This window comes from Serratia sp. SCBI, assembly GCF_000747565.1.
Taxonomy (GTDB): domain Bacteria; phylum Pseudomonadota; class Gammaproteobacteria; order Enterobacterales; family Enterobacteriaceae; genus Serratia; species Serratia ureilytica.
In genome coordinates, this window is record NZ_CP003424.1 from 737,025 (window position 1) to 751,402 (window position 14,378).

Sequence of the window (14,378 nt, forward strand, 5' to 3'; positions counted from 1 at the left end):
AAAAGGGCCGAACGGGGAGGCAACCACCTCCCCGCGTCGCGCCGGTTACTGGTGGGTGACCACCACCAGACGAATGGCGTCGAGACGCCAGCCGGCTTCATTGAGGTTGGCCAGCACCTGACGGCGGTTGAACTCCAGCGTCTCGACTTCGTCGTCGCGGATGTTCGGGTTGACCGCCTTCAGCGCTTCCAGACGCGCCAGCTCGGCGCTCAGCTTGTCGTCCGCCTCTTGCTTCGCCTGTTCTATAAGCGTGCGTGCCTGCGCTTCCACCAGGCTTTCCGCCTGCTGCAGCATGGCGTGCACGTCTTGCTGCACGGCGTTGACCAGCTTGCTGGAGGTGTGGCGGTTGACCGCGTTCAACTGGCGGTTGAAGCTTTCGAACTCGACCTGCGCCGCCAGGTTGGTGCCCTTGCGGTCCATCAGCATGCGGATCGGCGTCGGCGGCAGGAAGCGGGTCAGCTGCAGGTGCTTCGGCGCCTGGGCTTCCACCACGTACACCAGCTCAACCAACAAGGTGCCGACCGGCAACGCTTTGTTTTTCAACAGGGACACCGCACAGCTGCCGGTATCGCCGGACAGGATAAGATCCAGACCGTTGCGGATGATCGGGTGTTCCCAGCTGACGAACTGCGCGTCTTCGCGCGACAGCGCCTGATCGCGATCGAAGGTGACGGTGCAGCCGTCCTGCGGCAGGCCCGGGAAGTCCGGCACCAGCATATGGTCGGACGGCGTGAGCACGATCAGGTTGTCGCTGCGATCTTCCTGATTGATGCCGACGATGTCGAACAGGTTGAGCGCGAAGCCCACCAGGTTGATGTCGTTATCTTGCTCGGCGATGGCGGCGGCCAGCGCCTGGGCTTTGTCGCCGCCGTTGGAGTGCATCTCCAGCAGACGGTCGCGGCCTTGTTCCAGCTGCGCTTTCAACTGGTCATGCTGCTGGCGGCAGGCGTGGATGAATTCGTCCAGGCCTTCCTGCTCGGTCGGCGCGGCCAGATAGCCGATCAACTGCTCGTAGCAGCTGTCGTAGATGGTGCGGCCGGTCGGGCAGGTGTGTTCGAAGGCGTCGAGCCCTTCGTGGAACCAGCGGCCCAGCACCGCCTGTGCGGTGTGCTCCAGGTAAGGCACCATGATTTGGATATCGTGCATCTGGCCGATACGGTCCAGACGGCCGATGCGCTGTTCCAGCAGATCCGGATTGAACGGCAGATCGAACATCACCAGTTGGCTGGCGAACTGGAAGTTGCGGCCTTCGGAACCGATCTCGGAACACAGCAGCACCTGTGCGCCTTCTTCTTCGGAGGCGAAGTAGGCGGCGGCGCGGTCGCGCTCGATGATCGACAGCCCTTCGTGGAACACGGCGGCGCGGATCGCTTCACGCTCGCGCAGTACCTGCTCCAGCTGCAGCGCGGTGTCGGCCTTGGCGCAGATCACCAGCACTTTTTCGTTACGGTTGGCCAGCAGGTAGTCCAGCAGCCACTCGACGCGCGGGTCGAAGTTCCACCAGGTGGCGTTTTCGCCCTCGAACTCCTGATAAATCTGCTCCGGGTACAGCATGTCGCGCGCGCGTGCTTCGACGGACTTCTTGGCGCCCATGATGCCGGAGACTTTGATCGCGGTCTGATACTGGGTCGGCAGCGGCAGCTTGATCTGGTGCAGGTTGCGGTGCGGGAAGCCCTTCACGCCGTTACGGGTATTGCGGAACAGCACGCGGCTGGTGCCGTGGCGATCCATCAGCATGGAAACCAGCTCCTGACGCGCCTGCTCGGCGTTGTCACCTTCGCTGTTGGCGGCTTTGAGCAGCGGTTCGATGTCCTGCTCGTCGATCAGCTCGCCCAGCAGGTTCAATTTGTCGTCGGTCAGGCGCTCACCGCTCAGCAGCAGGGTGACGGCGTCGGCCACCGGGCGATATTTTTGCTGCTCGGCAACGAACTCGCCGTAGTCATGGAAACGATTTGGATCGAGCAGGCGCAGGCGCGCAAAGTGGCTCTGTTGGCCCAGCTGTTCCGGGGTGGCGGTCAGCAGCAGCACGCCGGGGATATGCTCGGCCAGCTGTTCGATCACCTGATATTCGCGGCTCGGCGCTTCTTCGCTCCAGGCCAGGTGGTGCGCTTCGTCGACCACCAGCAGATCCCACTGGGCGTCCGCCAGCTCTTCCAGGCGCTGCTTGTTGCGGCGCACGAAGTCCAGCGAGCAGATCACCAGCTGTTCGGTTTCGAACGGGTTGCTGCTGTCGAGCTTGGCTTCGGCGTAGCGGCTGTCGTCGAACAGCGAGAAGTAGAGGTTGAAGCGGCGCATCATCTCCACCAGCCACTGGTGCTGCAGCGTTTCCGGCACCACGATCAGCACGCGCTCGGCGCGGCCCGCCAGCAGTTGCTGGTGGATGATCATGCCGGCTTCGATGGTTTTGCCGAGGCCGACTTCGTCCGCCAACAGAACGCGCGGCGCATGGCGCTGGCCGACTTCATGAGCGATGTGCAGCTGGTGCGGGATCAGGCTGGCGCGCATGCCGCGCAGGCCGGCGAACGGCAGGCGATACTGCTCGCTCTGGTATTTGCGGGCGCGAAAACGCAGCGCGAAACGATCCATGCGGTCGATTTGGCCGGCGAACAGGCGATCCTGCGGCTTGCTGAAGGTCAGTTTGCTGTCCAGCAGCACTTCGCGCATCGCCACGCCGCTTTCCTGGGTGTCCAGGCGGGTGCCGATATAGGTCAACAGACCGTTTTCCTCTTTCACCTCTTCCACCTGCAGCTGCCATCCCTCGTGGCTGCTGACGGTATCGCCCGGGTTGAACATCACGCGGGTGATCGGCGAATCGTTTCTGGCATAGAGGCGGTTTTCACCGGTGGCGGGGAAAAGCAGGGTAATCATGCGCGCATCCAGCGCCACGACGGTGCCCAGTCCTAATTCGCTTTCCGTGTCGCTGATCCAGCGTTGACCAAGAGTAAAAGGCATATATTGTCGGCTCGATTCTTTGTAAGTAAGTCTTGTTACCGGGCGGGAAGGGCCGCGGCACCTGTACTGAACATCGGTTAATCCCGGTTTGTTTTAAATTTGACGGGCAATAGCCGTTCACGCCATGCAGACGTCGCGAGACGGCAGGGCTAAGCGTGGTTCAGTTTTGGGAAGGGCGCTATGGTAATGGAAGGCGGCGCGTTCGTCACCTGCAAAACCGGATGATTTTTCTTAACCTGGCGCAATCTCAAAACAGCCCCATCTGCCCGGTGACCAGCGTGGTGAAGTCGTCGTGCAAGAAAGGGAGTATAGCGTCTGCCACCGGTTGCAGCTGACGTTCGAGGTAGTGCTGATAATCGATGGGCGAATGGCGGGTTTCCAGCGGTTCCGGCCCGGCGACGGTCATCACGTAGCTGATCCAGCCGCCGTTCTGATACTGCAGCGGCCGCCCCTGACTGCGGTTGTAGTCGTCGGCGATGCGCGCGGCGCGGGCGTGCGGCGGCACGTTGCGCTGATAGTCGTCGAGCTTTCTGCGCAGCCGTTTGCGGTACACCAATTGATCGTCGAAGTCGCCGTTCAGGGTTTTGCCGACGTAGTCGCGCACATAGTCCTGGTAGGGCTGTTGTTTGAAGATGCGCTGATAGAGCTGCTGCTGGAACCGCTGCGCCAGCGGCGTCCAGTCGGTGCGCACCGTTTCCAGGCCTTTGTACACCATCTCTTCCTGGCCGTCGGCGCGCGCGATCAGGCCGGCGTAGCGTTTCTTGCTGCCCTGCTCGGCGCCGCGAATGGTCGGCATCAGGAAGCGGGAATAGTGGGTTTCGAACTCCAGCTCCAGCGCGTTCTCCAGCCCGAACTGCTGCTGCAGATGCTGCTGCCACCAGGCGTTGACCCGTTGCACCAGCGCCCGGCCGATCTGCGCCGCCTGTTGCTCGTCATGCGGCTGTTTCAGCCAGACGAAGGTGGAGTCGGTGTCGCCGTAAATCACCTGATAGCCTTCGGCTTCGATCAGCTCGCGGGTTTGGCGCATGATCTCGTGGCCGCGCAGGGTGATCGACGACGCCAGCCGCGGATCGAAGAAGCGGCAGCCGCTCGATCCCAGCACGCCGTAAAGCGCGTTCATGATGATCTTCAGCGCCTGCGACAGGGGCTTGTTGTGCTGGCGTTTGGCGGCCTCGCGCCCTTGCCAGATCTGCTCGACGATCGCCGGCAGGCAGTGTTTGCTGCGCGAGAAGCGGGCGTTGCGAAAGCCGGGAACCGAGTCGGCGTCGTTTGGGTGGCGCATGCCTTCCACCAACCCGACCGGATCGATCAAGAAGGTGCGGATGATCGACGGGTACAGACTTTTATAGTCCAGCACCAGCACCGAGTCGTACAGGCCGGGCCGGGAATCCATCACAAAGCCGCCGGGGCTGTGTTCCTCCGGCTGTTCGCCGAGGTTGGGGGCGACAAAGCCCAGGCGATGCATGCGCGGCATATAGAGGTGGCTGAAGGCCGCCACCGATCCGCCGCTGCGATCGGCCGCCAGCCCGGTGACGGTGGCGCGCTCCAGCAGGAAGTTGAGCAGGTCGGCCTTGGCGAAAATCCGCGTCACCAGCTCGCAGTCTTTCAGGTTGTAGCGGGCCAGCGCCGGCTTGTCTTCGGCGAAGCGCCGGTCGATCTCCGCCATGCGCTGATAAGGGTTGTCGATCGCCTTGCCTTCGCCCAGCAGTTCCTGCGAAACGTATTCCAGGCTGAAGGAGGGAAAATTCCAGGTGGCGGATTTCAGCGCCTCGATGCCGTCGATGATCAGGCGGCCGGCGGCGGCGGCGAAAAAGTGATTCTGCTTGAAACCATGCTCGCGCCATTCTAGTAGATTGCCGCCGCGCCCCAGCCGCAGCGGGATTTGGTAGCGCTCGGCGTGCTTTTGCAGCACCCGCAGATCGAACTGCACCAGGTTCCAGCCGATGATGGCGTCGGGATCGTGACGCTCCAGCCACGCGTTCAGCCGTTCCAGCAGTTGGGGGCGGCTGGCGCAGTATTCCAGATCGAAATCCAGCGGCTCATCGCCGCCGTTGGCCGGCCCCAGCATGTAGACCTGCCGCTGGCCGCATCCTTCCAGCGCGATGGAGTAAAGCTCGCCGTGGGCGGTGGTTTCGATATCCAGCGACACCAGTTTTAGCGTTGGGCGGTACTCCGGCGCCGGCTTCATTTGGCCGCTGAGCAACGGCCCATTGCCGTCGCCCAGGCCGTTGAACCATACCGGCGCGGTAATGAAGCGTTCCATCAGGTAGCGCTCGGGCGGGCGAATGTCGGCCTCGTAGACCGCAACGCCGCCTTCCCGCAGCAGTTTTTCCAGCTTGATGAGCTGACGGTGCTGGCGGCAGTACAGCCCCAGCATCGGGCGGTGATGAAAATCCGTCAGCGCCAGCGGTTTCAGTTCGACTTGCCGCTCTTCGCGCAGCAGCAGTTCCGCGCGCTGCCTTTGTTCGGCGGGGATAAACGCCACCGAGGTTTGCGGCGGCAGACGCAGCTGGCGCGGGCCCGCGTCGGTCGCCAGCCAAAATTCGACCTCGGTGCCGGCGGGCGTGTCGCGCCAGTGGCGAGTGAGCAGGAACCCCTGTTGCAGTGCTGTCATAACCCCTTCGTTTTCCGCCGGGCGGCGTGTGCGACGTTCAGCGTGATGTCGGTTTTGGCGCTAATATAGATAAATTACAGTATGGGTTTTTATACAGTCATTGTCCATTGCCGCGCGGCGTTGCCAAATACGCATACAATTCATCGATTGACTCGCCAGCGGCGGCGCTGGAAAATCCTCGGCCCCGTTTGGCCCGAATAATCCACAGAGGTGTAATGGAAGCCTATTTACAAGATTTGATCACCCAGTCACTGGCTTTCACTCTGATGGTCGTTCTGCTGGTCGCTTTTCTGGAGTCGTTGGCGCTGGTGGGGCTGCTGTTGCCCGGCACGGTGATGATGGCCAGCATCGGCGCGCTGATCGGCAGCGGCAAGGTGGATTTTTACTACGCCTGGGCGGCGGGCATCGTCGGCTGCCTGCTCGGCGATTGGATCTCCTATTTCGTCGGCCGCGCCTTTAAGGGGCCTTTGCATCGCTGGTCGTTTCTGAAGAAGAACAAAGCGCTGCTCGACAAAACCGAACATGCCTTGCACCAGCACAGCATGGCGACCATTTTGATCGGTCGCTTCGTTGGCCCGACGCGCCCGCTGGTGCCGATGGTGGCCGGCATGCTCGATTTGCCGCCGTACAAGTTTGCGTTGCCGAACATCATCGGTTGCCTGACCTGGCCGCCGGTCTATTTCTTCCCCGGCATTCTGGCGGGGGTGGCGATCGATATCCCCGCCGACGCCAACAGCGCGACGTTCAAGTGGCTGTTGCTCGCGGCGGCGCTGCTGGTCTGGCTGGCGGTGTGGCTGAGCTGGCGCTGGTGGCGCGAGGGCAAGCGCAGCGCCGATCGGCTGAGCCGTTGGCTGACGCCGCTGCGGCTGCGCGTGGTGTGCGGATTGAGTTGGCTGGCGACGTTGGCGGTCGGCTATTTGCTGAGCCAACAGCCGCTGATGCCGGTGTACCGGCATCTGTTGTGGCAGGTGCTGTCGGGGCAATGATTGCGGGGGCATTAGCCCCCGTTCGCCTTACTGGAAGAACGCTTCCAGCTGTTCAAATACCCGCACGTCTTCGCTGTGGCGCTTCACCCGCAGCACGTCTTCCAGCTTTTCCACCTGGCTTATCATTTGTTCCAGCCGCTGATCGTCGGCGACCAATAGCCAAATGCGGCTCTGTTGGCCGTCTTTCAACGGCAGGCACAGAATGCCTTCGACGTTGAACGCGCGGCGGGCGAACAGCCCGCAAACGTGCGACATCACGCCGGGATGGTTGCGCACCGCCAGCTCCAGGATCACCTGTGGTTTATCTTGTGGTTGCAGCATGGCTTATTCTCCAATCATGTCGATGTTGGCGGCGCCCGGCGGCACCATCGGGAACACTTTTTCGTTGATATCGATCAGCGCGTGGATCAGGCAGGGACCCGGGCGCTGGATCGCCTCAGCCAGTGCCGCCTGAGGATCTTCCGCGGCGTTCAGATCGCAGGTATCCAGCCCGAATCCGGCAGCGATTTTCAGGAAGTCGGTACGCTTCGGATAGGCGGCGGCGAAGATGCGCTGTTGGTAGAACAGGGTTTGCTGCTGGTGCACCAGCCCCAGCGCCTGGTTGTTCATCAAAATGATTTTCACGTCCAGATCGTGCTCGACCGCGGTGGCCATTTCCTGAATGTTCATCATCAGGCTGCCGTCGCCGGAGAAGCACAGCACTTTACGTTCGGGCTCCGCCAACGCCGCGCCGATCGCCGCCGGCAGACCGAAGCCCATGGTGCCCAGGCCGCCCGACGTCAGCCACTGGCGCGGCCGGCTCAGCGGATAGGCCTGCGCTACCCACATCTGATGCTGACCCACGTCGGTGGTGATGATGGCGCTGTCGTCCACGCAGCGCGCGGCGGCCAGCACCAGGCCGTAATGGCTCAGCGGATCGTCGGCGTTCGGCATGTTGAACGGGAATTCGCGCTTCAGATCGTTGACGGTGTTCAGCCACGCGCTGCGCGGCTGCGTGTCGATCTGCGGCAGCAGCTGTTGCAGCACCTGGCCGACGTCGGCATGGATCGCCACGTTGGCCTGTTTGACCTTGCCCAGCTCGGCGCGGTCGATATCCACGTGAATGATGGCGGCGTTAGGGCAGAACTGCTCGGTTTTACCGATTGCCCGATCGTCGAAGCGCGCGCCCAGCACGATCAGCAGATCGGCCTCCTGCAGAATGAAGTTGGTGCTGCGCGCGGCGTGCATGCCCAGCATGCCCAGCGACAGCGGGTGTTCCACCGGCATCGCGCCCAGCGCCATCAGCGTCATGGTGGTGGGCAGACCGGCGCGCTCGGCCAGCTCCAGCGCCTGCCGGTGAGCGTCGGCGCAGATGATGCCGCCGCCCAGGTAGAGGATCGGGCGTTTCGCCTGATTGATCATCGCGGCGGCCTGCGAAACCAGCGCCGGATCGAAGCTCGGGGCGGCGTCCGGCACGGCGATCGGCGGCAACTCTTCCAGGGTGATGGTGGCGGTCTGCACGTCTTTCGGCACATCGATCCAGACCGGGCCGGGGCGGCCGGACTCGGCGATGCGGAACGCGTCGCCAATCACCTGCGGCAGCTCGCGGATATCGCGCACCAGATGGTTGTGCTTGGTGATCGGGATAGAAATGCCGTAGGTGTCCACTTCCTGGAAGGCGTCGGTGCCGATCATCGAGGAAGGCACCTGCCCGGTGATGCACACCAGCGGAATGGAGTCGAGCTTGGCATCGGCGATGGCGGTGACCAGGTTGGTGGCGCCCGGCCCGCTGGAGGCGATGCACACCGCCGCTTTGCCGTTGGCGCGCGCCATGCCTTGCGCCATAAAGCCCGCGCCCTGTTCGTGGCGCGCCAGCACGTGGTGAATGCGGGTGCTTTGGCTCAGCGCGTCATACAGCGGCAGCGCGGCGCCGCCGGGAATGCCGGCGACGGTGGTGATGCCCTGACGCTCCAGCAGATGAACGATCAATTGTGCGCCGGTGAAGCGGGTACTCGGTTGAGGCGTGCCCGAAGTTGCCATGTTCCTGTCCTTTCTCAAGGCCGGTGAGCTTTTCTGGGCAGGGTGCTAAAACAAGAAACCCCGCCCGGTTTGCGCCGGCGGGGTTTGGGAATCGATGCGTTGATTCGGACCCTACGGCGCATTGCCGACGACCACCACCACACGCACGACGACCACCGCGGCTGGTAGCGCGGTAACTAGTAGGGTCGAAGTCAGCGAGGATGCGATCACAGGGAACCTTATCATCAGTAAAAAAAGTCAGGTTTTTATAAAAACACAGGCGCAAAATTCGCACAACAGGTTTATTGGCGCAGCATAAAAAACGCGCGTCAGATCACGCTTTACCCGAAATGCCCAGCACGCGTGCTTCCGGTGCGCTGCCGTCCAGCAGGGCCTGCGTCGGGCCGTCGTAGTAGATGCGGCCGTCGACCACCAGCAGCGTGCGCGGCGCGATGCGCGCGGCGTCGTCGAGGTTGTGCGACACCATCAGCAGCGTCAGGTCGCGCTGTTCGCACACCGTCTGCAGCAGCTGCAGCATCTCGTTGCGCAGCGCCGGATCGAGCGCCGAGAAGGGTTCGTCGAGCAACAGGATCGGCCGCCGGCGAATCAAACAGCGCGCCAGCGCGGCGCGCTGACGCTGACCGCCGGAAAGCTGCGACGGTAGGCGATCCTGGTGTTCTTCCAGGCCGACCTGGCGGGCGATGTGTTCTCGCTGTTGGCGCTGCTGCGCAGTCAAGCGCAGACCGGGATCCAACCCCAACCCGATGTTCTGCGCCACCGTCAGGTGAGCGAACAGGTTGTTTTCCTGAAACAGCATCGACACCGGCCGTTTGGCCGGCGGCGTGGCGGTGTGATCTTCGCCGTTCAGCAGCAGCCGGCCGCTGGCCGCCGGCAGAAAACCGGCGATCAGGCTCAACAGGGTGCTTTTACCGGCGCCGCTGGGGCCGAGCACCGCGACGCGCTCGCCCGGCTGGATGCGCAGATCAAAGCGCATCGGCAGGTGTTCATACAGATAGGTCAGTTTTTCAAGCGTCAGCATGGCGGCCCGGTAAGCGTTCAATCAGGGTAAACAGCAGGAAGCACAGCAGCAGCAACAGCAGCGCGGTCACCGCCCCGTCCTGGCTGCGGTAGGCGCCAATCTGCTGATACAGGTAAAAAGGCAGGGTACGGAAATGCTCGTTGCCAAACAAGGCGACCACGCCGAAATCGCCGATCGACAGCACGCAGGCGAAGGCCAGCGCCTGCGCCAGCGGGCGGCGCAGGGCGCGCAGTTCAATCAGCCGCAGCCGTCGCCAGCCGCGGATATCCAGCGACAGGCACAGCGGGTTGTAACGTTCGGCGAGGTCGCGCATCGGGTTCTCCAATACCTTCAGCGCATAGGGCACCGCCATCAGCGCATTGGTGAGGATCACCAGCGCATAGGGCGACTGCGGCAACCCGATCGTATCGTTCAGCAGCAGGAAGAAGCCGGTGGCCAGCACGATGCCCGGCATCGCCAGGATCACCATGCCGCTCAGCTCCAGCGCTTGGCCGCCGCGCAGCTGCTGCCGCAGTTTCAGCTCGCGGCTGCTCCACAGCAGCATCATCGTGAGCGCCACGCACAGCGCCCCGGCGCCAAGGGCGATGCGCAGCGACGTGAACAGCGCCTGCCACAGCACCGGCTGGCGCAGCACGCTGATGATAGCCTGATTGGCGCCGTCGGCGATCACCGCCAGCAGAGGCGGCAGCAGCAGCAACAGCGCGGCGGCGATCAGCAGAAAATCGCTGATGCGCCGCCACAGGCTGTCTTCCGGGTTGCGCCAGCGCTGGGCGTGGGTATGTCCTACCGGCAATGCCTGGCTCAGGCGTTGGCTGATCAGCACCAGCCCCAGACAACAGCCCAGTTGGATCAGAGCCAGCAGGGCGGCGCGGCCCAGATCGTAGTCGTAACTCAGCGCCTGGTAGATCGCCAGCTCGATGGTGGTGGCCTGCGGCCCGCCGCCCAGTGACAGCACGGTGGCGAAGCTGGCGAAGCACAGCATGAAGATCAGCGCGCCGCTCGGCAGGATTTGGCGGCGCAGCGCCGGCCATTCGACGAAGCGGAACTGCTGCCAGCCGTTCATGCCCAGCTGGGCGGCCAGCTGGCGCTGTTCCACCGGAATATTCTCCAGCGCTTGCAACAACAGGCGGGTAGCCAGCGGCAGGTTAAAGAACAGGTGCGCCAGCAGAATGCCCTGCAGCCCGTAGGGCGAGAAATCATACTCGACGCCCAGCCAGCCGCACAGCGTCGCCAGCCAGCCCTGGCGCCCATAGACGCTGAGCAGGCCGAACACCGCCACCAGCACCGGCAGCACCAGCGTCATGGCGCACAGCCGCAGCAGCAGCTGCCGGCCGGGGAAACGGCGGCGATAGAGCGCGCGCGCCAGCAGAATGGCGGGCAGCACCGAAATCAGCGCCGACAGCAGCGCCTGCAGAAAAGTGAAGCGCACCACGTGCCACAGGTAGCTGTCCTGCCACAGGCCGCGCCAGTCGCTGTCCGGCGCGTGACGCCACAGCGAGCTCATCGCCAGCGCGGCGACCAGCAGGATCATGCCGGCGGCCAGCAGCCCCGGCCAGAGCCAGCGGGGGATCAGCGGCTGACGGCGGTTTGCCATGCCCGGATCCAGCCGCCGCGTTGTGTGGCCACCTCTTCGGCGCTGTATTGCAGCGCGGTATGCGGCACGTTCATCTGTTCAAAGCCGACGGGCAGCGGGGTGTTGATCACCGGGTACATCCAGTTGCCGGTCGGGATGGTGTTCTGGAATGCCGGCGTCACCATGAACTGCATGAAACGCTCCGCCAGCTCAGGCTGTTTGGCGGCCTTCAGTTTGCCGGCCACTTCCACCTGCAGGTAGTGGCCTTCGCTGAACGTGGCGGCGGCGTAGCGGTCTTTTTTCTCGGCGATCAGATGATAGGCGGGGGAAGTGGTGTAGCTGAGCACCAGATCGCCTTCGCCTTTCAGGAACAGGCCGTAGGCTTCGCTCCAGCCTTTGGTGACGGTCACGGTCTTTTTCGCCAACTGCTGCCAGGCGGCCGGCGCCTTGTCGCCATACACTTTTTGCATCCACAGCAGCAGGCCGAGGCCCGGCGTGCTGGTGCGCGGATCTTCGTAGATCACCTTCCAGTCACGATCGCTGCTGACCAGCTCCTGCAGGCTTTTCGGCGGGTTCTTCAGTTTTTCCTTGTCGTAGACGAAGGCGAAATACCCGTAGTCGTAAGGCACGAAGGTCGCGTCCTGCCAGCCGCCCGGCACCGTCAGTTTGGCGGTGTCCACGCCGCTCGGCGCGAACAGGCCGGTTTGCTGCGCCGCCTGCAGCAGGTTGTTGTCCAGCCCCAGCACCACGTCGGCGGCGCTGTTCTTGCCTTCCATGCGCAGGCGGTTCAGCAGTGAGACGCCGTCTTCCAGCGCCACGAACTTCAGCTCACAGTCGCACTCGGCTTCGAAGGCTTTTTTCACCGCCGGGCCTGGGCCCCAGTCGGCGGCGAAGGAATCGTAGGTGTAAACCGTCAGCGTCGGCTTGGCGAACACCGGCGCGGCGCACAGCAGCAATAAGCAGGGCAGATATTTTTTGACCACGTTGCACTCCTGAAAAATAAGGGGGCAAGGGCATCTGAGGGGGCGAGGCGGCGTCGCCGGTTCGCTGGGCTCAAATCCCTCCGCCGGTATTGACCGGATCAGGTTCGACGGGTGTGCTCTCAGCGGAAAATCGGGCTTATCACGCGGCCCGACTCTCCGCACCCCGTTGAGACGGCGCTATTGTAAAGATTAACCGACCCGGGCGAAAGGCGCTTATGCCTCCGGCGGGGCAAACCAGGCTGACTTGAAGTCGAACCAGCCGAGGGTGTTCATTCGCACGCCGCGCATACTGCGCTGGCCGTGCAGCTGCAGCCAGTGGTGGAACAGCGGATGCAGTTGGTGATTGCTGACCAGGCGCTGGCAGAACTCCGCCAGCGGCAGACGGTTGGCGCGCCACAGCGCCGCATCCTGCGCCAGGTCCTCGCTCATGCAATGCTGCATCAGCGGCAGCTCGTACAGCGTGGCGAACAGCGAAAACTCCAGCGGCAGATAGAAGTTGGCGCTGCCGAGCCACAGATCGCTGCGCGCGTCGCCCTGGTGCCAGGTCGCGTAATCCACGCTTTGCACGATCAGGCGGATGCCGTGCTGCGCCAGCAGCGGCTCGATCGCCTGGCGGATGGCGTGGAACTCCGAATGCTCATTGAAGTGAGTCAGCGTCAGTTCGGTCAGCCCCGCCGGTTTGGGCTGCATCGCCAGCGCGCGGTTGTGGTGCCAGCGCGGCAGCAGGCCGTACGCCGGCGACCAATAGCGCTGGTAGAGCGGCCCGGCGTGGCTCAGCAGCGAAATGGGGTTGATCAATTCGCACAGCCAGCTGCGCATGGCGGGATCGGCCGCCAAGGGAGAGCGCTGATCGAACAGCAGGAAGTAGCAGCCTTCTTCCAGCCGGCTTTCCAGCTCGCTGTTGCCGGTTTCATCGCCCTGCAGCTGTACGCCGGAGTGCACCAGTTCTTCGGAGAACTCCGGCAGCACCCAGATGTTGACCTCATCGATCAGCGCCCGGTAGCCGAAATAGTCGTCGAAGGCGTGGATCTTCATCTGGCTGGGAAGGTTGCGCACCACGCGGTAGGGGCCGGTGCCGATCGGATGGCGGGTGAAGTCCGGCAGATCGCGCCATTCGCGCGGCAGGATCATGGCGTGCACGCTGCCCAGCAGCCAGGGCAGCCAGTGGTCGGGGCTGCGCAGATGCACGTCGACAACGAACGGCGTCGGCGAGGTGACACTTTCGATATGCGAGAACAGCGGTTGTGAGGTCAGACGCGAAAGCGAGCTGATGACGTCCGCCATCTCCAGCTCGCGGCCATGATGAAAATGGATCGCCGGGCGCAGGTAAAACCGCCAGTGCAGCGGCGTCAGCGCCTGCCAATGGTGGGACAGATCGGATTCGAGTTCCCCGTTTTCCTCATTTATGCGCGTCAGGCCGTTGAAGATCTGACGCGCCAAATGGGTCTCGGAACGCCGCAGCGCCGAGCCGGGCAGCAGGTTGTACAACTGCCGATAGTAGAGCACCCGCAGGATATGTTTCCCCTGACGGAAGCTGCGCCCCAGCTGCGACAGCAGCATTTGGCGCACCACGTTTTTTGTCGCCCACCAGCTGCACCAACTGATCGATGCGATCCTGCTCCAGCAGCTCCTCGGCCCGCTGTTGCTGCAGCGCCAGGCCGGTGTAATGAAAGGTTAGCCGCGAACGCTTGCCGCGTCCCGACTCCGCCTGCCAGGTGAGCCAGCCCTCCCGCTGCATGGCGCTCAACAGGGAGCGCACGTGGCGCCGCGAGCAGCTCAGCGCCTCCGCCAGCGCCTGCAGCGTGGTGTCGGTGGTTTCACCGTGGCAGCGCTGCCACAGACGGATGAACTGCTGCTGCAATCTGGACGTGGACATAAAAGAGGAACACTCCTGTCTCAACTCGTCAATTTTTCTTTCCCTATATTACGCCGATAATTTTCATCAATGAAAGGGGAGGGCGTAATCATGAAAGCTTTCTTATCCAAATCGTTCTATCAGCGCTATTTCAGCGCTGTGCGTCGGCAGCACGCCGACTGGCTGAGCGTGGTGCCCGAGCAGGCGCGGCTGGCAATATTGGCGCACCTGACGCAATGGGATATCAAAGAGATGAGCGACAAGCAGTATCGCGAGCACCTGTAAGGCGCTGCGGCATAAAAGTTTCTGAGTAATGGTGCTGTTTCACCAGCCAGTGGGTCGCCCCACTGGTTTTTTTATTTGCGGTTAGGGCGATGG

10 protein-coding genes, 1 pseudogene and 1 riboswitch are annotated in these 14,378 nt (G+C 63.1%); of the genes and pseudogenes, 2 read left to right on the forward strand and 9 right to left on the reverse strand.

All coding sequences use genetic code 11. The features are described 5' to 3' along the window. Positions 1 to 45: 45 nt before the first annotated feature. Both rapA and SERRSCBI_RS03345 read right to left on the reverse strand, forming a co-directional pair. Positions 46 to 2,952 (reverse strand): RNA polymerase-associated protein RapA, encoded by a 2,907-nt coding sequence (gene rapA, locus SERRSCBI_RS03340; RefSeq protein ID WP_042783674.1) that lies wholly within the window; start codon positions 2,950 to 2,952, stop codon positions 46 to 48. Positions 2,953 to 3,199: 247 nt separating this feature from the next. Beyond that, a complete protein-coding gene (locus SERRSCBI_RS03345) occupies positions 3,200 to 5,566 on the reverse strand; it encodes a DNA polymerase II (protein ID WP_042783675.1) in 2,367 nt (788 codons plus the stop codon). Between the two features lie 215 nt (positions 5,567 to 5,781). On the opposite strand from SERRSCBI_RS03345, the gene SERRSCBI_RS03350 reads away from it, so the two are divergent. Next, positions 5,782 to 6,552, forward strand: a complete 771-nt coding sequence (locus SERRSCBI_RS03350) for a DedA family protein (protein WP_042783676.1) — start codon at positions 5,782 to 5,784, stop codon at positions 6,550 to 6,552. 27 nt (positions 6,553 to 6,579) lie between these two features. On the opposite strand, the gene ilvN is transcribed toward SERRSCBI_RS03350, so the two are convergent. The 7 genes and pseudogenes from ilvN to sgrR form a co-directional block, all read right to left on the reverse strand. Continuing rightward, complete coding sequence (gene ilvN, locus SERRSCBI_RS03355; protein ID WP_033641839.1) at positions 6,580 to 6,873, reverse strand: acetolactate synthase small subunit; 294 nt, start codon at positions 6,871 to 6,873, stop codon at positions 6,580 to 6,582. Positions 6,874 to 6,876: 3 nt separating this feature from the next. Then, complete coding sequence (gene ilvB, locus SERRSCBI_RS03360; RefSeq protein WP_042783677.1) at positions 6,877 to 8,571, reverse strand: acetolactate synthase large subunit; 1,695 nt, start codon at positions 8,569 to 8,571, stop codon at positions 6,877 to 6,879. A gap of 111 nt (positions 8,572 to 8,682) precedes the next feature. Beyond that, positions 8,683 to 8,796, reverse strand: a complete 114-nt coding sequence (gene ivbL / locus SERRSCBI_RS24645; protein ID WP_154747116.1) for an ilvB operon leader peptide IvbL — start codon at positions 8,794 to 8,796, stop codon at positions 8,683 to 8,685. A gap of 88 nt (positions 8,797 to 8,884) precedes the next feature. Further along, a complete protein-coding gene (gene thiQ, locus SERRSCBI_RS03365; protein ID WP_042783678.1) occupies positions 8,885 to 9,589 on the reverse strand; it encodes a thiamine ABC transporter ATP-binding protein ThiQ in 705 nt (234 codons plus the stop codon). Continuing rightward, positions 9,576 to 11,183 (reverse strand): thiamine/thiamine pyrophosphate ABC transporter permease ThiP, encoded by a 1,608-nt coding sequence (gene thiP / locus SERRSCBI_RS03370; RefSeq protein WP_042783679.1) that lies wholly within the window; start codon positions 11,181 to 11,183, stop codon positions 9,576 to 9,578. Before thiP ends, thiQ begins: the two co-directional genes overlap by 14 nt. Further along, positions 11,159 to 12,145 (reverse strand): thiamine ABC transporter substrate binding subunit, encoded by a 987-nt coding sequence (gene thiB, locus SERRSCBI_RS03375; RefSeq protein ID WP_042783680.1) that lies wholly within the window; start codon positions 12,143 to 12,145, stop codon positions 11,159 to 11,161. Before thiB ends, thiP begins: the two co-directional genes overlap by 25 nt. Positions 12,146 to 12,202: 57 nt before the next feature. Beyond that, positions 12,203 to 12,321: riboswitch (TPP riboswitch) on the reverse strand. A 37-nt stretch (positions 12,322 to 12,358) separates the two neighbouring features. Further along, positions 12,359 to 14,021: pseudogene (gene sgrR / locus SERRSCBI_RS03380) on the reverse strand (HTH-type transcriptional regulator SgrR). 90 nt (positions 14,022 to 14,111) lie between these two features. On the opposite strand from sgrR, the gene sgrT reads away from it, so the two are divergent. Beyond that, positions 14,112 to 14,285 carry a glucose uptake inhibitor SgrT gene (gene sgrT, locus SERRSCBI_RS23945; protein ID WP_071883530.1) on the forward strand — a complete coding sequence of 58 codons (174 nt, stop codon included), beginning with the start codon at positions 14,112 to 14,114 and terminating at the stop codon, positions 14,283 to 14,285. The last annotated feature ends 93 nt before the right edge of the window (positions 14,286 to 14,378 follow it).